The sequence below is a fragment of the Zoogloea dura genome (assembly GCF_012927165.1).
GTDB lineage: Bacteria > Pseudomonadota > Gammaproteobacteria > Burkholderiales > Rhodocyclaceae > Zoogloea > Zoogloea dura.
Genome location: NZ_JABBGA010000004.1, coordinates 186716 through 206896 on the forward strand (window position 1 = coordinate 186716; position 20181 = coordinate 206896).

The following is a 20181-nucleotide window of genomic DNA, read 5'->3' on the forward strand; positions in this document are numbered from 1 at the left end:
CAGGCTTCCGCAAGCTCGGATCACAAGGCCTTGAAAGCGGGTCAGGCGACCCCATGATGATCTCCACCCCCCTTTGCCACGGAAACACCATGAACCAGCCCCTGCTCGTGCCCTGTCCCCACTGCCATACCTTGAACAGGGTACCGGCGGAACGCCTCCAGGACGGAGGACACTGCGGACGCTGCAAGGCAGCTCTCGTTGTCGGCAAACCCTTGGCGCTGGACGACCAGCACTTCGACATCCACGCCCATCAGGGCGATCTGCCGCTGCTGGTCGACTTCTGGGCCCCCTGGTGCGGCCCCTGCAGGAGCATGGCACCGGCCTTCGAAGCCGCCGCCGCCGCCCTCGAACCCCGGGTCAGGCTGGCAAAGGTGAATACGGAAGAAGAGCAGCAGCTCGCTGCGCGGTTCGGGATCCGCAGCATTCCAACCCTCGTGCTGATCCACAAGGGCCGGGAGCTGGCCCGACAGAGCGGCGCCCTCGGACAGGAGCAAATCGTGCGCTGGGCGGAGGCCCACCTTCCCCGGCAGAGCTGAAAGCGGCAGCTCCGGCCGGTGTCGCGCTCAATTGTCGACCAGCTGGAGCTCCATGCCAAAACCGCTCACGGTGATGCGCTCCGCCGGTGGGCCATCCTTGGAGAGCTCCCGGTAAGCCTGCCCCAGGCGGCGGGCCACGATCGTGACCAGGCGGCTCCGGAAAGCCTCCTGGCACTCGTCCGTCGCCAATGACAGAGCGGCGGGATTGATCTCGAGATATACCGTTCCGGTCGTTGCAACCGAGGTACTCACCTGGCGATGATCCTGCTGGTCGAGATAGGCCAGTTCGCCGAAGACATCGCCGTAGGCCAGCTCGCAGACCCGGTGTCCATCCACCGACACCTCGACCCGCCCGTCGACGATGATGCCGAAGCGCTGGTCTGCATCCCCCTCCCGCACCAGCAGGGTGTTCGCCTCAACCTTGCGCCAACGGGAAATCCGCAGGATCTCCCAGATCTCCACATCCTCGAACTCGACGAAGAAGGGCATCTTGCGCAGCACCGCGAAGCGCGCCGTATCCACCGGCACCAGCTTGTCATCGAGGATCTTGTAGCGGACCGCGGACAAGTCCTTGGCAAAGTCTGCGCCATTCTTGTAGCGGGAATACAGGTCCTTCTCGAGCGCCCGCCGGATGACCCCGTCGAGCTGCTCCGGCAGCTCCGAGTTGATCTGCGAAACCTGCGGTGGCTCTGTGTTGATGATCTTGTAGATCAGCTGGGCGGGGTTCTTGGCCCGGAAAGGCAGACGCCCGGTCAGCATGTGGAAGAGCACCACCCCCAGCGAGAAGAGATCTGTCTTCTGGTTGAGCGGATAGCCCTTGATCTGCTCCGGGCTCATGTAGGCCGGAGAACCCACCCCCATGATGAAGGTCGAGTCGGAGGCGCTCTTCTTGCTGATGTTCAGCGCCAGCCCGAAGTCGGTGATCTTGACGTTGTCCTGCTCGTCGACAAGGATGTTGGCCGGCTTGATGTCCCGGTGCACGATCCCCTGCCGGTAGGCGTAATCCAGTGCCATGGCACATTTGAAGATGATGCCGATGACCCGGTGCAGCGGCAGCAGGTTCTGGAAGCCGCAGTACTGCTCTAGGGTTGTCCCCGGGAAGTACTCCATGACGATGTAGGCGTAGTCCTTCTCGATCGTGGAGTCGAAGATCTTGATTATGTTCGGATGATCGAGCTTGCTCGAGACGTCCTGCTCGGCCCGCAGCAGCTTCATCAGGCGCCGGTTCCACTTGGCCTCGTCCTTGGCCTTGTCGTCGAAGCGGATCAGCTTGAGGGCGACCGGCTCCGGATACTGGGGATGCTCGGCAAGATAGACCGTGGCCGTCGCACCGCGACCGACCTCACGGATCAGCTTGTACTTGCCGACTTTGTCTGGCGCCTTGTCCATTCCAGTTTCGCACCACAAAGATTGCACCGAAGGCCGGACTCAGCCCGGCAAACCCCGATTCTACACATGCCCGAAAGCGCGCCTTTCCGACTGCGCGCCTCCCCCCTTGAAATCTTACATTGCGCCCCCAGCTAGGGCGAGTCAAAAAACGGAGTCCTTACCCATGCAACAGCAAGACACCCCCCTGGGCACCGAAGGCACGACCGCGCCGGAACTCGTGGAGAGCATCTCCGGCACCGGCACCGGCGCCGACACCGCAGCCCCCGTCACCGACACCCCGGAAGCTGACATCATTCCGAGCCTCGCCGAGCAGCTCCGCAGCGCTGAACTCAAGGCCGCCGAGCACCACGACGCATGGCTGCGTGCCAAGGCAGAGACAGAGAACGTTCGCCGCCGCGCCCAGGATGACATCGCCAAGGCGAGCAAGTTTGCCGCCGAGAAATTCGCGCAGTCCATGCTTCCGGTCAAGGACAGCCTGGAAGCAGCCCTGGCCACCGAAAACGCCACCCTTGAAAGCCTCAAGCAAGGCGTTGAACTGACGCTCAAGCAGCTCGTCTCCGCCTTCCAGAGCGCCAATGTCACCGAAGTGAGCCCCGTGGGCGAGAAGTTCGATCCCAACAAGCATCAGGCAATCAGCGCCATCGAGGCCGACGGCGAACCCAATACCGTGATCAACGTGCTGCAAAAGGGCTACCTGCTCAACGAGCGCGTCATGCGCCCGGCCCTGGTGGTTGTCTCCAAGGCCAAACCTGCCGCTTGAAACCGGCGACAGCATCCCCATATCGGTAACAAGTGACAGGGCAGAGCACCTCCGCCCGACCGAACAACAGAATTCGAACTGAAGGAAAACTCATGGGCAAGATCATCGGCATCGACCTCGGCACCACCAACAGCTGCGTTTCCGTGATGGAAGGCGGCAAGCCCAAGGTCATCGAAAACTCCGAAGGTGCGCGCACCACCCCGTCCGTCGTCGCCTACGCCGACGATGGCGAGATCCTGTGCGGCGCCCCCGCCAAGCGCCAGGCCGTCACCAACGCCCGCAACACCCTCTACGCGGTCAAGCGCCTGATCGGCCGCCGCTTCGAAGAGAAGGAAGTGCAGAAGGACATCGACCTGATGCCCTTCACCATCACCAAGGCCGACAACGGCGACGCCTGGGTTGAAGTGCGCGGCAAGAAGATCGCCCCGCCGCAGGTCTCCGCCGAAGTGCTGCGCAAGATGAAGAAGACCGCCGAAGACTACCTCGGCGAAGAAGTCACCGAAGCCGTCATCACGGTGCCGGCCTACTTCAACGACAGCCAGCGCCAGGCCACCAAGGACGCCGGCCGCATCGCCGGCCTGGAAGTCAAGCGCATCATCAACGAACCGACCGCGGCCGCCCTCGCCTTCGGCATGGACAAGAAGCCCGGTGACTCCAAGATCGCCGTGTTCGACCTTGGCGGCGGCACCTTCGACATCTCCATCATCGAAATCGCCGACATCGACGGCGAGCACCAGTTCGAAGTGCTGGCCACCAACGGCGACACTTTCCTGGGCGGTGAAGACTTCGACCAGCGCATCATCGACTACATCGTCACCGAGTTCAAAAAGGAACAAGGCGTCGATCTGAAGAACGACGTGCTGGCCCTGCAACGCCTCAAGGAAGCTGCCGAGAAGGCCAAGATCGAGCTGTCCTCCGGCCAGCAGACCGAAATCAACCTGCCCTACATCACCGCTGATGCCACCGGCCCGAAGCACCTGGCGCTGAAGATCACCCGCGCCAAGTTCGAATCCCTGGTGGAAGAGCTGGTCGAGCGCACCATCGAGCCCTGCCGCGTGGCCCTCAAGGACGCCGGCGTGAAGGTCTCCGACATCGACGACGTGATCCTGGTCGGCGGCCAGACCCGCATGCCCAAGGTCATCGAAAAGGTGAAGGAGTTCTTCGGCAAGGATCCGCGTCGCGACGTGAACCCCGACGAAGCCGTGGCTGTCGGCGCCTCCATCCAGGGCGGCGTGCTGCAGGGCGAAGTCAAGGACGTGCTGCTCCTCGACGTGTCCCCGCTGTCCCTCGGCATCGAGACCCTGGGCGGCGTGATGACCAAGCTGATCCAGAAGAACACCACGATCCCGACCAAGGCATCGCAGGTCTTCTCCACCGCCGACGACAACCAGAACGCGGTCACCATCCACGTGCTGCAGGGCGAGCGCGAAATGGCCTCCGGCAACAAGAGCCTCGGCCAGTTCAACCTCTCCGACATCCCGCCGGCCCCGCGCGGCATGCCGCAGATCGAGGTCACCTTCGACATCGACGCCAACGGCATCCTTCACGTGTCCGCCAAGGACAAGGCCACCGGCAAAGAGAACAAGATCACCATCAAGGCCAACTCCGGCCTGTCGGATGACGAGATCCAGCGCATGGTGCGCGACGCCGAGGCCCACGCCGAAGAGGACAAGAAGGCCCACGAACTGGTCGATGCCCGCAACCAGCTCGACACCCTGGTGCACTCCGTGAAGAAGGCCGTGGCCGAACACGGCGACAAGATCGGCGACGACAAGGCCAAGATCGAAGCCGCCATCGCCGAAGCCGAGGAAGCCATCAAGTCCGGCGACAAGGCCGCCATCGATGCCAAGAGCGAAGCGCTGGCCACCGTCAGCCAGAAGCTCGGCGAGCACATCTACGCCCAGGCCCAGGCCGAAGCGGGTGCGGCCGGCGGCGCAGGTGCCGGGGCAGGCTCTGCCGGCAGCTCCAAGGCCAACGACCCTGACGTGGTGGATGCAGAATTCACCGAAGTGAAAGACAAGAAGTAAGTCTGTCCGGCCGAAAGCCGACCTGACCGACCCGGCCGAGCCATGCCGGCGCCACGTGCGCCGCTCGGCTCGGCCTTTCCGCAATATAGCCAGGGCACCCAAACATGGCGAAAAGGGATTTATACGAGATCCTCGGCGTCAATCGCGACGCTTCCGAGGACGAACTGAAAAAGGCCTACCGCAAGCTGGCCATGAAATACCATCCGGACCGTAATCCGGACAACAAGGAAGCGGAAGAGAAATTCAAGGAGGCCAAGGAGGCCTACGAGATCCTCACCGACGCCAACAAGCGCGCCGCCTATGACCGCTACGGCCACGCCGGCGTGGACCAGTCGATGGGCGGCGGCGGCGGTGGCGGCCAGGGCTTCGACGGCTTCGCCGACGCCTTCGGCGACATCTTCGGCGACATCTTCGGCGGTGGTGGCGGTGGTCGCGGGCGCTCCAACGTCTACCGCGGTGCCGACCTGCGCTACAACCTCGAGATCTCCCTTGAGGAAGCGGCAAGGGGCGCCGAAAAAACCATCCGGATTCCGGCCCTTGAGGAATGCGACAGCTGCCATGGCAGCGGCGCCAAGCCCGGCACCCAGCCCAAAACCTGCCCCACCTGCGGTGGCGCAGGCCAGGTTCGCATCCAGCAAGGCTTCTTCTCGATTCAGCAGACCTGCCCGAAGTGCCACGGCAGCGGCCGCGTCATCCCCGAGCCCTGCACCTCCTGCGGCGGCGCCGGCCGGGTCAAGCGTCAGAAGACCCTTGAGGTCAAGATCCCCGCCGGCATCGACGACGGCATGCGTCTGCGCCACAGCGGTCATGGCGAGCCCGGCGTGAACGGCGGCCCGTCCGGCGATCTCTACGTGGAAATCCACATCAAGCAGCACCCGGTCTTCCAGCGTGACGGCGACGACCTGCATTGCGAGATGCCGATCAGCTTCAGCACCGCTGCACTCGGCGGGGAAATCGAGATTCCGACCCTCGACGGCGCAGCCAACATCCGCATTCCCGCAGAGACCCAGAGCGCCAAGGTATTCCGCCTGCGCGGCAAGGGCATCCGCAATGTGCGCAGCCACGCCCCGGGTGACCTGATGGTGCATGTGGTGGTTGAAACGCCGGTGAAGCTCACCGACAGGCAGAAGGAACTGCTGCGGGAATTCGAAGAGATTGCCGCAGGCAATGCCGAGCGCCACAACCCCAAGGCAAAATCCTGGATGGATAAAGTGAAGGACTTCTTCAGCGCCTGATCCTTACGCAAACTGCTGCATTGCAACAACAAATTACTGGCCGGCCCTGTTTTGGGGCCGGCCAGTATGCTTTCCGAAACCCCTTCCTTTTGTCCTATACTCGCCCCGCTATTCCCACCGACACAGACAGAAGAACGAAACCCATGCTCAGCCACGCCATGAAGTCTCTGCTCGTCAACCTGGGGGCAGGAATGCTGTTTGCACTCGGCAATCCTGCCATGGCCGCCGATCCGGGCATCAGCGACAACACCATCACCCTGGGAATGTCCGCACCGTTTTCCGGACCCAACGGTGCCTACGGAAAGGAAATGAAGGAAGGCGCCCTGGCCTATTTCGCCCAACTCAATGCCAGCGGCGGAATCAATGGCCGAAAGGTAGAACTGGTGACCCTGGACGACGGCTACGAAACTGAAAAGACCGTCGCCAACACCCGCAAGCTGATCACCGAAAACAAGGTCTTCGCCTTGATGGCTTATTACGGTTCATCGCCAACCACCGAAGCCATGAAGGTCTTTTCGGAGGCCAAGGTCCCCCTGATCGGTACCATCAGCGGCGCCGGCACCCTGCGTACACCGGCAAACCGCTACATGTTCCACCTGCGTGCCAGCTATGCCGACGAGACGGAGGCCATCGTCAATCATCTGGTCGGCCTCGGCATCAACCAGATCGCCGTCTTCTACCAGAACGACGGTTTCGGAAAGTCCGGCCTCGATGGCGTGATCGCCACTCTCGCCCAGCACAAGCTCAAGCCAGTGGCAGTGGGCTCGGTCGAGCGCAATTCGCTGGACGTCGGCAACGCAGTCGCCCAGATCGCCAAGGCCACCCCCCAGGCAGTAATCATGGTGACGCTCTACAAGCCAACAGCGGAGTTCATCCGGCAGATGCGCAAGGCCGGCCAGATTCCCCAGTTCTCGACCCTGTCGCCGATCGGCGCGGATCTCCTGATTGCGGAGATGGGTGCAAAGGAAGCGCACGGCATCGGCATTTCCCAGGTGATGCCCTACCCGTGGAACGACACACTCCCGATCACCAAGGAATACCACAAGGCCCTGCAGACCCATGCGAAACACGGCAATTACAGCTATTACGGGATCGAAGGCTTCATCAATGCCAAACTGGTGGCGGAAGCCCTCAAGAAAGCCGGGCGCGACCCCAGCCGGGAGAAAGTCGTCTCCGCGCTGGAATCAGGTGCCTTCGACCTCGGCGGGTACAAGGTGAATTACTCGCCGGCCAATCACAATGGCTCGCGCTTCGTGGACCTCACCGTGCTTGGGCGCGACGGCAAGGTCCTGCGCTAGGCCATCGAGTTCAATCAGGCACGCCGCCAGATCGTTCCCTGCGGCGTGTCCTCCAGGGCAATTCCCTCCGCCAGCAACTCGGCCCGGATGCGGTCCGCCTCCGCGAAATCCCTGGCCTTCTTTGCCTCGATGCGAGCGGCGATGCGGGCTTCGATGGACTCTTCCTCGTCGCCCCCGGTGGCATCGGCCACCCCGCCCTGCAGGAAGCTCGTCGGATCCTGCTCGAGCAGGCCCAGCACCCCCCCCAGGGCACGCAGCAGCGCTGCCGCCTCGGCCGAGCGCTCACGGTTCACCTCGCCGGCCAGATCAAAAAGCACCGACAGGCCTTCAGCCGTGTTGAAGTCGTCATCCATGGCCAGCTTGAAACGCGCCGCGTAGGGCGAATTCCAGTCCACCCCCCCGCTCTCCCCGGCCGGCGGCGCATTGCGCAAGGCCGTGTAGAGGCGCGACAGGGCATTCCGCGCATCCACCAGGTGGGCGTCCGAATAATTCAGCGGGCTCCGGTAATGCGCACGCAGAATGAAGAAACGCACCACTTCCGGGGCGTATTCCTTCAGCACATCGCGGATGGTGAAGAAATTGCCCAGGCTCTTGGACATCTTCTCATCGTCCACCCGCACAAAGCCGTTGTGCATCCAGTAATTGACGAAGGTGCATTGATGGGCGCCCTCGCTCTGGGCGATCTCGTTCTCGTGGTGCGGAAACTGCAAGTCTGCCCCACCGCCATGGATATCAAACTGGGAGCCGAGCAGCTCCGAGCTCATCGCCGAGCATTCGATGTGCCAGCCAGGACGCCCTGTGCCCCAGGGAGACGTCCATTTGACCTCTTCCGGCTCATCGGCCCGCGCGCGCTTCCACAGCACGAAATCGAGCGGATCATGCTTGCCTCCCGCCACCTCAACCCGCTCGCCCGCACGCAGCTCGTCCAGCGACTTGCCCGACAGCTTGCCGTAGCCCTCGAACTTGCGCACTGCGTAGCAGACATCCTCGTTGTCCGCCTTGTAGGCAAGGCCGTTCTCGATCAGGGTGCCGATCAGCTTCTGCATCGGCGCCACGTATTCGGTGGCTCGCGGCTCGTGGTCCGGACGCAGCACGCCGAGGGCATCGGCATCTTCATGCATGGCCCCGATGAAGCGGTCGGTCAGAGCGCGGATGCTCTCGCCGTTCTCACCGGCCCGCCGGATGATCTTGTCATCGATATCAGTGATGTTGCGCACGTAGGTCACGTCATACCCATCCGCCCGCAGCCACCGCGACACCATGTCGAAGACCACCATGACCCGCGCGTGCCCCAGGTGACAGTAGTCGTACACCGTCATGCCGCACACATACATGCGCACCTTGCCAGGCTCGATGGGTTTGAACTGCTCCTTCTGACGGGACAGGGAGTTGTAAATTTTCAGCATGGGAGTGACCGAAATGAAGCGTTTGACGACGAACCACCCTCGCAGGCGGCCGAAACAGTAGGATTAACGCCGGACAAACGGGGAACGCTCATGGCCGGCGGCAGAGCTTCTTGATAAAATGTGGCGCTGGAAATCAACTCGGACCTGATCGCCTCAGCGTGCCCGTGCGCGCCGGCGGATGATACCACATGTCAAAACGCGCCCTGGCCGTAACCCTGCTCGTTGGAAGCCTGTTCTGCAGCCCCTTGCGGGCCGATCCCCTTCAGGACCTGCAAGCCCTCGTCAAGCAGGGCCAGTTTCCACAAGCCCTCGAGCGCGCAGACCAGATGCTGGCGAGCAAGCCCCGGGACGCCCAGGTCCGCTTCCTCAAGGGCGTGGTGCTGTCGGAGCTCAACCGCGGCAGCGAGGCCATCACCGTCTTCCAGAAGCTGACCGAGGACTACCCCGAGCTTCCCGAGCCCTACAACAATCTGGCCGTGCTGTACGCTCAGCAGCGCCAGTACGACAAGGCCCGCAACGCCCTCGAGATGGCCATCCGGACCCATCCAAGCTATGCCACGGCCCACGAGAACCTCGGCGACATCTACGCGCGCCTGGCCAGCCAGGCCTACGACAAGGCCCTGGCGCTGGACTCCTCCAACCTCACCGCCCAGAACAAGCTCGCGCTGATCCGGGAAATGATCAGCGTCGGTGGCAAGAGCGTGCGCCCGGTCACCCCGGCGGTTGCAGCCGCTCCGGCGCCCGCACCCGCGACAAAGCCGGCCCCGGCCCCGGCCCCGGCTGTAGCCAGCGCCCCGTCCGCACCCGCCAAGCCCGTTGCCGTCGCCCCTGCACTCGTGCCCGCCCCGGCACCTTCCGCCGCCAAGCCGGCGCCTGCAGCGCCCCCCGCCACGCCCGCTGCTGCCGTCGTCGCCGCAGCAAAGCCGGCCACGCCTGTCCCGTCCCCGGCACCGGCCGCTCTTGCACCCAAGGAAGAACCCAAGCCCGCCAAGCGCCCCGAGATCAGGGATGAAGTGCCGCCGCAGGCTGCCGCCGTCGCCAAGGCCGTGCAGAGCTGGGCGGGCGCCTGGTCCCGCAAGGACGTCAAGGGCTACCTGTCACACTATGCCCGCGAGTTTGAAACGCCCAAGGGGCTCAATCGCAAGGCCTGGGAAGAAGAACGCTCCCAACGCCTGACCAAGCCCGGCAACATCGAAGTCGAACTCGAGAACGTCAAGGTTGTCTCGGTGGAAGGCAACCGGGCCACCGTCAAGCTTCGTCAGCACTATCGCTCGCTCAACCTGTCCACCTCGTCCAACAAGACACTCAACCTCATCAATCAGGACGGCAAGTGGGTCATTCAGCAGGAGCGGGTTGGCGGTTGATGCGTGGCCTGTTGCAAGCAGCCAGCCGGGCCCTGCTCGTGCTGGCGTCCTCCTGGGCATGTCTCGGCATCGCCGCCGCGCCGCCAACCGCGCCGGCCACCGGCGATCCTGATCCCGCCTTGGCCGCGGTCATCCGTGACATCGAGGACGGCAGGCTCGACACCGCGCTCAAGAAGGTGGATGCGCTCATCGAGCGCTTTCCCAATTTTCGCCTGGCCCACCTGATCCGCGGCGACCTCCTGCTGGCACGGACACGCCCCATCGCCGCCTTTGGCAACCTGCCGGGCGCACCGGCCGACAAGCTGTCCGACCTCCGCGACGAGGCCATCGTCCGCCTCAAGGCCTATCGCAACCGCCCGCCGAGCAACTATGTACCCCGCTACCTGCTGCAGATGGAGCAGGAGCAGAAGTACGCCATCGTCGTCGACACCCAGCGCTCCCGTCTCTACATCTACCAGAACGACGCCGGGCGCCCGCGCTTCATCGCCGACTACTACGTCGCCCACGGCAAGCTCGGTGCAGAGAAGACCCGCGAGGGTGACAAGCGAACCCCGATCGGGGTCTACTACGTCACCGCCAACCTGCCCCGCCAGAAACTGTCCGACTTCTACGGCAGCGGCGCCTTTCCAATCAGCTATCCGAACGAATGGGACCGCCAGCAGGGGCGCAACGGCCATGGAATCTGGCTGCACGGGACGCCGAGCGACACCTACTCCCGCCCGCCACGGGCCTCGGACGGCTGCGTGGTACTGACGAACCAGGACTTCGACGCCATCGCCGGCTACATGCAGATCGGCCTGACACCCGTCATCATCAGCAACACCATCGAGTGGCTGAGCCTCGACGACTGGACCGCCGAGCGCACGGCCCTCAGCCGCCAGATCGAGGCCTGGCGCAAAGACTGGGAAAGCCGCGACGTCGAACGCTACCTGTCCCACTATTCCAAGTCCTTCCGCAACAACGAGGGAGACCTGGGCCAATGGGCCCGCCAGAAGCGCCTGGTCGGCGCGGGCAAGACCTGGGTCAAGATCGAACTGAGCAAGATGAGCGTCTTTCGCAACCCGGGTAAACAGGACATGATCGTGGTCACATTCGAGCAGGACTACCGCAGCAACAACCTCTCCAATGTTCTCCGCAAGCGCCAGTACTGGATGAAGGAAAGCGGACAATGGAAGATCATCTACGAAGGCTTCGCCTGAGTCTCAACCCCACGGAATCACCATGAAAAAATTCATTCTTGCCGCAATCCTGGCCGGCCAGGCGCTTGTCGCCGCGGCAGCCAACCCCCAGGTCGAACTGAAGACAAGCGCGGGCAACATCGTGCTGGAGTTGTATCCCGAAAAGGCCCCCAAGTCGGTGGCCAACTTCCTGGAATACGTGAAGAGCGGCTTCTATGACGGCCTGATCTTCCATCGCGTCATCGATGGCTTCATGATCCAGGGTGGCGGCATGAACACCAAGATGGAAGAAAAGCCCAAGCTGCGCCCGCCGATCGAGAACGAGGCCAAGAACGGCCTCAAGAACGACGCCGGCACCATCGCCATGGCCCGCACCCAGGACCCGCATTCCGCATCGGCCCAGTTCTTCATCAACCTCGAGGACAACCGCGCCCTCAACTCGCCCTCCCCGGACGGCTGGGGCTATGCGGTGTTCGGCAAGGTCACCGAAGGCATGGAGGTGGTGCGCAAGATCGGCAAGGAGCCGACCACCACCCGCGGCTTTCACCGGGATGTGCCCGCCACGCCGATCATCATCCAGTCCGCCCGGCAACTGCCTGAAAAGGCTGCCAAGTAAGACTGCAGCCCGCACATCCACCCACACCCCAATCCCATCAGGAGCACTCAAATGGCAGTCAAACTCACCACCAACCACGGCGACATCGTTCTCGAACTGGATGCCGAGAAGGCCCCCGAAACGGTCAAGAACTTCCTCGCCTACGTGGAGTCCGGCCACTACGACAACACCGTCTTCCACCGGGTCATCAACGGTTTCATGATCCAGGGCGGCGGTTTCCAGCCCGGTATGAAGCAGAAGCCGACCCTGGATCCGATCAAGAACGAAGCCGATAACGGCCTCAAGAACGACGCCGGGACCATCGCCATGGCCCGCACCAGCGACCCCCACTCCGCCACCGCCCAGTTCTTCATCAACGTGGCTGATAACGACTTTCTCAACCATCGCTCCCCCGACATGCAGGGCTGGGGCTATTGCGTCTTTGGCCGCGTCAGCGAAGGCCAGGACGTGGTTGAGAAGATCAAGGGCGTCAAGACCGGCTCCAGCGGCTTCCACCAGGATGTGCCCAAGGAAGACGTGGTCATCGAACGTGCCGAAGTGATCTGACCCCCGTGGGAAGGGCGTCCAGCGCATGCAAGTCCATTTCATCTCCGATCTGCACCTGACCGCTGATCGTCCTGCCCTGACCGTCGTCCTGGAGCGCTACCTCACGGGAAGCGCCAGGACGGCGGCGCATGTGTACATCCTCGGCGACCTGTTCGAATACTGGACAGGCGACGACGACACAGAAGACCCGCTGAACCACCACGTTGCCGACCTTCTGGCGGCGCTGGCCAGAACGGGTACGCAGCTCCATTTCATGCCGGGCAACCGGGACTTTCTCCTCGGTCGCGAATTTGCAGCCCGAGCCGGCCTTGAGATCCTGCAGGAGCCCACCCTGATCGATCTGGACGGACAGGCCGTCCTGCTCTGTCATGGCGATGCAGAATGCACCGACGATCTGGCCTACCAAGCCTTCCGGTCGCAGGTCCGCAGCCCCGCCTACCAGGCCCAGTTCCTGGCTCAACCCCTGGCTGCCCGCAAGCAGTTCATTGCGGGCGTACGCATGAAGAGCGAGCAAGCAAAGGCCGGCAAGCAGGCGGAAATCATGGATGTGAATGCCGCTGCGATTGCAGAACTGCTGCGGCAAAACGGCTATCCACGCCTGATCCATGGACACACTCACCGCCCGGCCCTGCACATCCACGAGGTGGACGGACATTCCTGCGAACGTTGGGTGCTGTCTGACTGGCGGGAAGACTCCCGCGGCGCTCATGGCGAAGTGCTGATCTGGGAAGACGGTCGCCTGAACCGGCTGCCTCTTGACTGAAGGGAAATGCTCCCTGCCCGCCATCAAGGCAGGCAGGGTATCGGGCACATCAGATGCGGGCCAGTCCCCGGGCCAGATCGGCCTTGATGTCCTCGATGGACTCTAGCCCGACGGCAACACGCAGCAGGCTTTCACGAATGCCGGAAGCTTCCCGCGCTTCGGGAGAAATCCGGCCATGGGTCGTGGAAGCCGGATGGGTCAGGGTCGTCTTGGTATCGCCCAGATTGGCGGTAATCGACACGATTTGCGTCGAATCCACCACCCGCCAAGCCTCCTCACGACCGCCCCTGACCTCGAAGCTGACGATCGCCCCGCCGCTGCCCTGCTGGCGCAGCGCCAGTTCATGCTGCGGATGAGACGGCAGGCCCGGGTAATACACCCGCGCCACCTGGGGCTGGGCCTCGAGCCAGGAGGCCAATTGGAGGGCGGCAGACGACTGGGCATCCATGCGGATCCGCAGGGTCTCCAGCCCCTTCAGGATCACCCAGGCATTGAAGGGCGAGATGCAGGGCCCCGCAGTACGCAAGAACTTGAAAACCTCATCCACCAGCTTCTTGCTACCACACACCGCTCCGCCCAGCACCCTGCCCTGACCATCCAGGTACTTGGTGGCCGAGTGGATCACCAGGTCGGCGCCCAGCTTGAGAGGCTGCTGCAGGGCCGGCGAACAAAAGCAGTTATCCACGGCCAGCAGCACGCCAGCGTCGTGGGCGATGGCTGCAACTGCCGCGATATCGACCAGTTCGGTCAGCGGATTGGACGGTGATTCAACAAAGATCAGCTTGGTCTTCGGCGTGATGGCAGCGCGATAGGCATCCAGATCGGTCGCCGGCACGAAAGTCGTCTCGATGCCAAAGCGGGACAGGATGTTGTTGAACAGTTGCTGGGTGGCGCCAAACAGGCCGCGGGAGGCCACCACGTGATCGCCCGCACTCATCAAGGCCATGACCATGGACATGATGGCCGCCATGCCGGACGCGGTGGCCACACAGGCTTCGGCCCCTTCGAGAGCGGCCAGACGCTGCTGCATCGCTGTAACGGTCGGATTGGTGAACCGGGCGTAGACGTTGCCGTCCTCCTCACCCGAGAAACGCGCGGCCGCCTGGGCTGCGCTGCCAAACACGAAACTCGAGGTCAGGTAGAGCGCCTCGGAGTGTTCGTTGAACTGGCTGCGCTCAATACCGGCGCGCACAGCCTGGGTGTCCAGGCCGAGTTCATCCATGGGCTGCATGCTCAACTCTCGCTCCGAGAGACCAGATTGAGATCCATCTGCCCCTGCCCGTCCTCGGTGGCCGACTTGCTGGCGGCGTCGTTGCGCTGCGTCTCGACGCCGGTCAGGTACTCGGCGGTAACGTCACCAGTCACGTAGGTGCCATCGAAACACGAGGTCTCAAACACCGAGATCGACGGATTGAGCGCCTTGACGGCCTGTTTGAGGTCGTCGAGGTCCTGGTAGATCAGGGCATCGGCGCCGATCTCGGCACAGATTTCCTCTTCGGTCCGGTCGCTGGCGATCAGCTCGCCCTTGGTGGGCATGTCAATCCCGTAGACGTTGGCATAGCGCACGGGGGGCGCGGCCGACGCCATGTAGACCTTGGTGGCACCGGCATCGCGGGCCATCTGGACGATTTCCCGGCTGGTCGTGCCACGCACGATGGAGTCATCCACCAGCAGCACGGACTTGCCCTTGAACTCCTGGTGAATCGTGTTGAGCTTCTGACGCACCGACTTCTTGCGGATCGACTGGCCCGGCATGATGAAGGTACGCCCGATGTAGCGGTTCTTCACAAAGCCTTCGCGGTACGGCACGTTGAGCTGGTGCGCCATTTCCATGGCGGAGGGGCGGCTGGAATCCGGAATCGGGATGACCACGTCGATCTTCAGGTGCGGCATGGTCGCGCGCAGCTTGCGGGCCAGGAACTCGCCCATCTTGATGCGTGCGTCGTACACCGAGATGCCGTCGATCAGTGAGTCGGGGCGGGCCAGGTAGACAAACTCGAACATGCACGGGGCGTGCAGGGTGTGGTTGGCGCACTGGCGACTATGGAAACGCCCTTCAGTGTCGATCAGGATCGCCTCACCCGGGGCCACGTCACGCACCAGCTTGAAGCCCAGCACATCCAGCGCCACGCTTTCTGAGGCGACCATCCACTCGGTGCCCTTGGGGGTGTCATTGCGGCCGATGACCAGCGGGCGGATGCCGTAGGGGTCGCGGAAGGCCAGCAACCCGGTGCCCGAGATCATCGCCAGGGTGGCGTAGGCGCCACGACAGCGGCGATGCACGCCCGCCACGGCGGTGAACACCGTCTCTTCGTCCAGCCGGAAGCCCTTGGCGGCGGCTTGCAGTTCATGGGCCAGCACGTTCAGCAACACCTCCGAATCGGAGTTGGTGTTGATGTGGCGCAGGTCCGACAGGAACATCTCGCGCTTCAGCTCCTCCGAATTCGTGAGGTTGCCGTTGTGGGCCAGCATCAGGCCGAAAGGCGAATTCACATAGAAAGGCTGCGCCTCCTCGGCTGCCGAAGCAGACCCGGCGGTCGGATAGCGCACATGGGCGATACCCCAGTTGCCCGGGAGATCACGCATGTTGCGGGTGCGGAACACGTCACGCACGAGACCCGAGGCCTTGTGCATGTGGAAACGCCCGCCCTCCGTCGTGGCAATCCCTGCCGCGTCCTGCCCCCGATGCTGCAGCACCTGGAGTCCGTCATAAAGGAGCTGATTGACGGGTGATGTCGCTACTACGCCAAGAATCCCACACATTTCAAACCACCTATCGGTATCTAAGTCTTTGTCCAACGAGCTCAGGAAGCCACGGTCGCGATGCCATCACCGCTGTCTCGAGGGGCGCCGCAACCTGCGCCTCCCGCCACCACGCTTCCCGGGCAAAGCCGCCGATGCCGACGAGCAATGCCACAACGAAAACAATTACACCGCCTCTCAGGATGCCAAAGCACGCTCCCAGGAAACGGTCCGCCACGCCCAGCCCAGCCGCCCGGATCAACTCACCGAGCAACCAGCGCACAAGCGCAACCATGATCAGTACGACAACAAAAATCGCCAGAAATGCCGCCACGCCCTGAAGAGCCGGCTCGCTCACCCAGCGCGCAACGACAGGCTGCACCTCACCCGTGAAGCTGCGGGCGGCAAAGAACGCCAGCACCCAGGCCGCCAGTGCAAGAACCTCCGACAAGAGGCCCCGCCAGAACCCCAGCAATGCGGAGAGCCCCACCAGGCCGACAACGATGTAATCCAGGATGCTCAAGGCTGCAGGATCACGACTTGGGCGAAACCGATGCGGCCACGCCAAGCACCTTGCTGATCCGGGCCGCAGCCTTGTCCGCCGCCGCCTTGTTCGGGAACGGCCCCGCCCTCACGCGGATCTTGTCGCCCAAGGGCTCGACGTAGGAAGAATAGCCCTCAGCTTTCAACTTTGCGCGCAGGCCGGCCACATTGGAGGCCTCCCGGTAGGCGCCGAGCATGACCACATGGGGAGCATTCGAGCCCCCCTCCTTAGCCGGAGCGCCGGCCAGCAGGGCCTTTGCCCGCTCGGCCTCGGCCCGCTCACGCTCGGCCTTTTCCTTTTCACGCTCCTTCTCCTTCTCCTTTTCCTTCTCCCGCTCCTTCAGCTTGGGATCAGGCTTCGGCTCAGGCTTGGGTGCCGCCTTGGCTTCCGGCTTCGGATCAGGCTTGCGGGCTTCCGCGCGCAGCTCGGCCTTCGGCGCATCGCCCTTGCGGGGCGGAGGCAGGAGCTCCTCGCCCGGCTTGAAGATCGGGGCGTCGACATCGGGATCCAGCTTGCCACGCTTCGGCGGCAGGTCATCCTGCTCCGGCGGCGCGCTCTCCTCGGCCACTGCACCGGCCACCGGTTGACTGGGCACCGGCCCCTTGCCGGTGATGACCCGGGAGGTGAAATTGCTGCCTTCCTGGCCGGGAATGCGGATCTGCACGTCTTGCGTCGGCGTCCGGGGCTCATGGTCCATCACCATCGGAAGGACGATGACCGCCGCCAGCGCCAACGCGGCCGACCCGACAAGGCGCCGACGGGCGCGCTTTTTCAGGTCGTCCTGGGAATCGTTATCCGCCATCTTGAAGCTATACCTGTTACGACGTCTTCCGCGCGGCGAGCACGTCCGCCACGGTCAGGAAAGAGCCAAAGACCACGATTCTATCACCCTCGGCAGCCCGCTCATGAGCCAGCCCGTAAGCCGCCTGTGCCGAATCGCACTCGACGATATCGCCGGACACGCCGCACTCGCGGATGATCTCCGCCAGCCGGGACGCCGTCAGGCCACGGGGTCCCGGCAGGGTGCAGGCCACCCAATGATCCACGCGGTCCCGCAGGAGGCGGATCACGCCGGCCACATCCTTGTCGGCGAGCATCCCGATGACCGCCCAGGTCTCGGGAAAGAAGCCCATGCTGGCCAGGTTCTCGGCCAGCACGCCGGCGGCCTGGGGGTTGTGGGCCACATCCAGGACCACCGTGGGACGCCCCGGCAACACCTGGAAGCGCCCGGGCAGATCCACCAGCATGAACCCCTGGCGGATCGCCTGCATCGGCACCGGCAGGATGTCGCGCACAGCCTCGCACGCCGCCATCACAGCCGCGGCATTGAGGAGCTGATTGACGCCACGCAGGGCGGGGTAAGCCAGGCCACCTCGGCGACTGCCGCCAGCCAGCCAGAACGCCCACTGCCCCTGATCCCCCGCAAAACCGAAATCCCGGCCACTGACCGACAAGCGGGCACCAATGGCTTCCGCATGCCGGACCAGGGTTTCGGGCGGCTGGGGGTCGCTGCAGATGGCCGGCTTGCCAGCCCGGAAGATCCCGGCCTTCTCGAAGCCGATGGCCTCCCGGGTGTCCCCCAGAAAATCCATGTGATCCATCGCCACACTGGTCACGATGGAGCAATCGGGCTCAAAGACGTTCACGGCATCCAGCCGGCCACCCAGGCCGACTTCGAGGATCACGGCATCCACGCCCGCCCGGCAGAAGGCCGCCCAGGCTGCCAGGGTGCCATGCTCGAAATAGGTCAGCGGCACCTCGCCGCGCGCCCGCTCGACCGCCTCGAAGGCTTCGACGAGGGCTTCATCGGAGGCATCGCGACCGTTGATATGAACACGCTCGTTGTAGCGCACCAGGTGCGGCGAGGTATACAGCCCGACCCGATAGCCGGCCGCCAGCAGCACGGCCTCCAGCATCGCGCAGGTGGAACCCTTGCCGTTGGTGCCTCCGACGATGAACACCGGGCAGGTCTGGGGAAGACCCAGGGCATCCCTGACTTTCCGCACACGATCGAGCCCGAGCTGGATTGCCTGGCCATGACGGGCCTCGAGCAGGCCCAGCCAGCCTTCCAAAGTTTCCGGCAGTTGCATGTCAGGCCACGGTCGCCACGGAAGCCTGCCGGGACAGCAAGGTCAGGACTTCGGACAGGCGGTCACGCAGTTCGCGCCTGTCGATGATCATGTCCAGCGCGCCCTTCTCGAGCAGGAACTCGGAACGCTGGAAGCCCGCCGGCAGGGTCTCGCGCACGGTCTGCTCGATCACCCGCGGGCCGGCAAAGCCGATCAAGGCACCCGGCTCGCCGATCACCAGATCACCCATGAAGGCAAAGCTGGCCGACACACCGCCCATCGTCGGGTCGGTGAGCAAGGTTATGAACGGAAGCTTGCGCTCGGACAAGCGGGTGATGGCCGCCGTGGTCTTGGCCATCTGCATCAGGGAGAAGAGCCCTTCCTGCATGCGGGCACCGCCGGTGGCCGTGATGCAGATGAAAGGCAGGCGCTGCTCGAGAGCAGCCTTCACGCCGCGCACGAAGCGCTCGCCCACCACCGAACCCATCGAACCGCCCAGGAATTCGAACTCGAAGCAGGCCACCACCACCGGCACGGTCTTGATCGCTCCCTGCACGACAACCAGCGCGTCGGCTTCGCCGGTGTCTTCGTTGGCCGCGGCCAGACGTTCCGGATAACGCCGGGAATCCTTGAACTTCAGCGGGTCAACCGGCACCACTTCGGCGCCGATCTCGAAACGGGCTTCCGCATCAAGCAGATAGTCGATACGCTGGCGGGCCCGGATGCGCTGGTGATGCCCGCACTTCGGGCAGACGTTGAGATTGCTCTCGAGGTCGGAGCGGTAGAGCACCGCCTCGCAGGCCGGGCACTTGCTCCACAGACCTTCAGGAATGGACTTTCGGGCCGATGGGGTATCCCGCTTGATCTTGGGTGGCAGGAGCTTCTTGAGCCAGCTCATCGGGCACCTCCCGCCGCATCCATGGCCTCACGCACTCCCCGCAGAAAGGCCGTGACCCGGGACGGAGCTTCACCCGGCGCGCTGCTTTCAATCTCTTCAATGATCCGGCTGCCGATCACCACGGCATCGGCCAGAGCGGCAATCTTTGCCGCCGTGGCACCATCGCGGATCCCGAAGCCCACCCCGACCGGCATGCCGACCTTCTCGCGGATGGCCGGGATGCGCCTGGCCACCTCATCCAGATCGAGGGTTGCGGAACCGGTCACGCCCTTGAGGGACACGTAGTAGATATAACCGCCACCCACTGCCGCGACATCCTCGAAGCGCTTCTCGGTGGAGGTCGGCGCCAGCAGGAAGATCGGATCGAGCCCGCCTGCCCGGCAGCTCTCGGCAAAACCCCGGCACTCCTCGGGCGGATAGTCCACCACCAGCACGCCGTCCGCCCCTGCTTCGGCAGTCGCCTTGACGAAGGGCTCGACGCCCATCGCCTCGATCGGATTGGCGTAGCCCATCAGCACCACGGGCGTCTGATCGCCGGTTGCGCGGAAGCTGCGGACGATATCGAGCACCCGCCGCATGCTCATCCCTGCCGCCAGGGCACGTTCGGAGGCACGCTGGATGGTGGGCCCGTCAGCCATCGGGTCGGAAAACGGCACGCCAAGCTCAATGATGTCGGCTCCCCCTGCCACCAGGGCCTGCATCAGCGGCAGGGTCATTTCCGGATTGGGGTCGCCAGCCGTGATGAAGGGAATCAAGGCCTTGCGCCCTTCCCCTGCGAGCCGCGTGAAAGTCTGTTGGATTCTGGACATG

Annotated in this window: 19 protein-coding genes; 10 read left to right on the plus strand and 9 right to left on the minus strand. The window is 63.8% G+C overall.

The annotated features are described in order from the left end of the window. Positions 1-89: 89 nt before the first annotated feature. Positions 90-536: a thioredoxin TrxC gene (trxC, locus tag HHL15_RS07020; protein WP_169145118.1), complete on the plus strand. Its 447-nt coding sequence runs from the start codon at positions 90-92 to the stop codon at positions 534-536. A gap of 27 nt (positions 537-563) precedes the next feature. On the opposite strand, the gene HHL15_RS07025 is transcribed toward trxC, so the two are convergent. After that, positions 564-1925, minus strand: a complete 1362-nt coding sequence (locus HHL15_RS07025) for a protein kinase domain-containing protein (protein ID WP_169145119.1) — start codon at positions 1923-1925, stop codon at positions 564-566. A gap of 163 nt (positions 1926-2088) precedes the next feature. On the opposite strand from HHL15_RS07025, the gene grpE reads away from it, so the two are divergent. The 4 genes from grpE (at position 2089) to HHL15_RS07045 (ending at position 7245) form a co-directional block, all read left to right on the plus strand. Next, positions 2089-2685, plus strand: coding sequence for a nucleotide exchange factor GrpE (gene grpE / locus HHL15_RS07030; RefSeq protein WP_169145120.1), 597 nt, complete (start codon positions 2089-2091; stop codon positions 2683-2685). A 92-nt stretch (positions 2686-2777) separates the two neighbouring features. Beyond that, positions 2778-4712: a molecular chaperone DnaK gene (gene dnaK / locus HHL15_RS07035; RefSeq protein ID WP_169145121.1), complete on the plus strand. Its 1935-nt coding sequence runs from the start codon at positions 2778-2780 to the stop codon at positions 4710-4712. 104 nt (positions 4713-4816) lie between these two features. After that, on the plus strand, positions 4817-5947 hold the full coding sequence (gene dnaJ / locus HHL15_RS07040) for a molecular chaperone DnaJ (RefSeq protein ID WP_169145122.1): 1131 nt from the start codon (positions 4817-4819) through the stop codon (positions 5945-5947). Between the two features lie 143 nt (positions 5948-6090). Further along, positions 6091-7245, plus strand: a complete 1155-nt coding sequence (locus HHL15_RS07045; RefSeq protein ID WP_235943272.1) for an ABC transporter substrate-binding protein — start codon at positions 6091-6093, stop codon at positions 7243-7245. Positions 7246-7259: 14 nt separating this feature from the next. Here the strand turns inward: HHL15_RS07045 and cysS are convergent, their stop codons facing one another. After that, entirely contained in the window at positions 7260-8651 is a 1392-nt protein-coding gene (gene cysS, locus HHL15_RS07050) for a cysteine--tRNA ligase (protein WP_169145123.1), read from the minus strand. 188 nt (positions 8652-8839) lie between these two features. Here cysS and HHL15_RS07055 point away from each other — a divergent pair, with 188 nt between their 5' ends. The 5 genes from HHL15_RS07055 to HHL15_RS07075 are packed head-to-tail and all read left to right on the plus strand — an operon-like array spanning position 8840 to position 13118. Beyond that, positions 8840-10015, plus strand: coding sequence for a L,D-transpeptidase Cds6 family protein (locus HHL15_RS07055; RefSeq protein WP_169145124.1), 1176 nt, complete (start codon positions 8840-8842; stop codon positions 10013-10015). Then, positions 10015-11214 (plus strand): L,D-transpeptidase family protein, encoded by a 1200-nt coding sequence (locus HHL15_RS07060; protein ID WP_169145125.1) that lies wholly within the window; start codon positions 10015-10017, stop codon positions 11212-11214. The genes HHL15_RS07055 and HHL15_RS07060 overlap by 1 nt, the downstream gene beginning before the upstream one ends. A 22-nt stretch (positions 11215-11236) precedes the next feature. Next, positions 11237-11809 (plus strand): peptidylprolyl isomerase, encoded by a 573-nt coding sequence (locus HHL15_RS07065; protein ID WP_169145126.1) that lies wholly within the window; start codon positions 11237-11239, stop codon positions 11807-11809. Positions 11810-11860: 51 nt separating this feature from the next. Beyond that, positions 11861-12355, plus strand: a complete 495-nt coding sequence (locus HHL15_RS07070) for a peptidylprolyl isomerase (RefSeq protein ID WP_169145127.1) — start codon at positions 11861-11863, stop codon at positions 12353-12355. A 25-nt stretch (positions 12356-12380) separates the two neighbouring features. After that, positions 12381-13118, plus strand: a complete 738-nt coding sequence (locus tag HHL15_RS07075) for a UDP-2,3-diacylglucosamine diphosphatase (protein ID WP_169145128.1) — start codon at positions 12381-12383, stop codon at positions 13116-13118. 49 nt (positions 13119-13167) lie between these two features. Here the strand turns inward: HHL15_RS07075 and HHL15_RS07080 are convergent, their stop codons facing one another. From HHL15_RS07080 to trpA, 7 genes are all read right to left on the minus strand, one after another. Continuing rightward, positions 13168-14349 carry an O-succinylhomoserine sulfhydrylase gene (locus tag HHL15_RS07080; RefSeq protein WP_169145279.1) on the minus strand — a complete coding sequence of 394 codons (1182 nt, stop codon included), beginning with the start codon at positions 14347-14349 and terminating at the stop codon, positions 13168-13170. 2 nt (positions 14350-14351) lie between these two features. After that, on the minus strand, positions 14352-15881 hold the full coding sequence (gene purF / locus HHL15_RS07085; RefSeq protein WP_169145129.1) for an amidophosphoribosyltransferase: 1530 nt from the start codon (positions 15879-15881) through the stop codon (positions 14352-14354). A gap of 10 nt (positions 15882-15891) precedes the next feature. Then, complete coding sequence (locus tag HHL15_RS07090) at positions 15892-16383, minus strand: CvpA family protein (protein WP_169145130.1); 492 nt, start codon at positions 16381-16383, stop codon at positions 15892-15894. A gap of 10 nt (positions 16384-16393) precedes the next feature. Beyond that, positions 16394-17137, minus strand: coding sequence for an SPOR domain-containing protein (locus HHL15_RS07095; protein WP_169145131.1), 744 nt, complete (start codon positions 17135-17137; stop codon positions 16394-16396). Between the two features lie 85 nt (positions 17138-17222). Then, entirely contained in the window at positions 17223-18494 is a 1272-nt protein-coding gene (folC, locus tag HHL15_RS07100; RefSeq protein ID WP_169145132.1) for a bifunctional tetrahydrofolate synthase/dihydrofolate synthase, read from the minus strand. Position 18495: 1 nt separating this feature from the next. Further along, positions 18496-19371, minus strand: coding sequence for an acetyl-CoA carboxylase, carboxyltransferase subunit beta (accD, locus tag HHL15_RS07105; RefSeq protein ID WP_169145133.1), 876 nt, complete (start codon positions 19369-19371; stop codon positions 18496-18498). Beyond that, on the minus strand, positions 19368-20180 hold the full coding sequence (gene trpA / locus HHL15_RS07110; protein WP_169145134.1) for a tryptophan synthase subunit alpha: 813 nt from the start codon (positions 20178-20180) through the stop codon (positions 19368-19370). Before trpA ends, accD begins: the two co-directional genes overlap by 4 nt. Position 20181: the final 1 nt, after the last annotated feature.

What these genes read in the sequence shown, in the direction of transcription:
- HHL15_RS07055 (WP_169145124.1), top strand. Translation starts at nt 8,840, where the DNA reads ATGTCAAAACGCGCCCTGGCCGTAACCCTGCTCGTTGGAAGCCTGTTC.
- dnaJ (WP_169145122.1), top strand. Translation starts at nt 4,817, where the DNA reads ATGGCGAAAAGGGATTTATACGAGATCCTCGGCGTCAATCGCGACGCT.
- HHL15_RS07060 (WP_169145125.1), top strand. Translation starts at nt 10,015, where the DNA reads ATGCGTGGCCTGTTGCAAGCAGCCAGCCGGGCCCTGCTCGTGCTGGCG.
- accD (WP_169145133.1), bottom strand. Translation starts at nt 19,371, where the DNA reads ATGAGCTGGCTCAAGAAGCTCCTGCCACCCAAGATCAAGCGGGATACC.
- HHL15_RS07075 (WP_169145128.1), top strand. Translation starts at nt 12,381, where the DNA reads ATGCAAGTCCATTTCATCTCCGATCTGCACCTGACCGCTGATCGTCCT.
- trpA (WP_169145134.1), bottom strand. Translation starts at nt 20,180, where the DNA reads ATGTCCAGAATCCAACAGACTTTCACGCGGCTCGCAGGGGAAGGGCGC.
- dnaK (WP_169145121.1), top strand. Translation starts at nt 2,778, where the DNA reads ATGGGCAAGATCATCGGCATCGACCTCGGCACCACCAACAGCTGCGTT.
- HHL15_RS07080 (WP_169145279.1), bottom strand. Translation starts at nt 14,349, where the DNA reads ATGCAGCCCATGGATGAACTCGGCCTGGACACCCAGGCTGTGCGCGCC.
- folC (WP_169145132.1), bottom strand. Translation starts at nt 18,494, where the DNA reads ATGCAACTGCCGGAAACTTTGGAAGGCTGGCTGGGCCTGCTCGAGGCC.
- HHL15_RS07045 (WP_235943272.1), top strand. Translation starts at nt 6,091, where the DNA reads ATGCTCAGCCACGCCATGAAGTCTCTGCTCGTCAACCTGGGGGCAGGA.
- grpE (WP_169145120.1), top strand. Translation starts at nt 2,089, where the DNA reads ATGCAACAGCAAGACACCCCCCTGGGCACCGAAGGCACGACCGCGCCG.
- HHL15_RS07025 (WP_169145119.1), bottom strand. Translation starts at nt 1,925, where the DNA reads ATGGACAAGGCGCCAGACAAAGTCGGCAAGTACAAGCTGATCCGTGAG.
- purF (WP_169145129.1), bottom strand. Translation starts at nt 15,881, where the DNA reads ATGTGTGGGATTCTTGGCGTAGTAGCGACATCACCCGTCAATCAGCTC.
- cysS (WP_169145123.1), bottom strand. Translation starts at nt 8,651, where the DNA reads ATGCTGAAAATTTACAACTCCCTGTCCCGTCAGAAGGAGCAGTTCAAA.
- HHL15_RS07070 (WP_169145127.1), top strand. Translation starts at nt 11,861, where the DNA reads ATGGCAGTCAAACTCACCACCAACCACGGCGACATCGTTCTCGAACTG.
- HHL15_RS07065 (WP_169145126.1), top strand. Translation starts at nt 11,237, where the DNA reads ATGAAAAAATTCATTCTTGCCGCAATCCTGGCCGGCCAGGCGCTTGTC.
- trxC (WP_169145118.1), top strand. Translation starts at nt 90, where the DNA reads ATGAACCAGCCCCTGCTCGTGCCCTGTCCCCACTGCCATACCTTGAAC.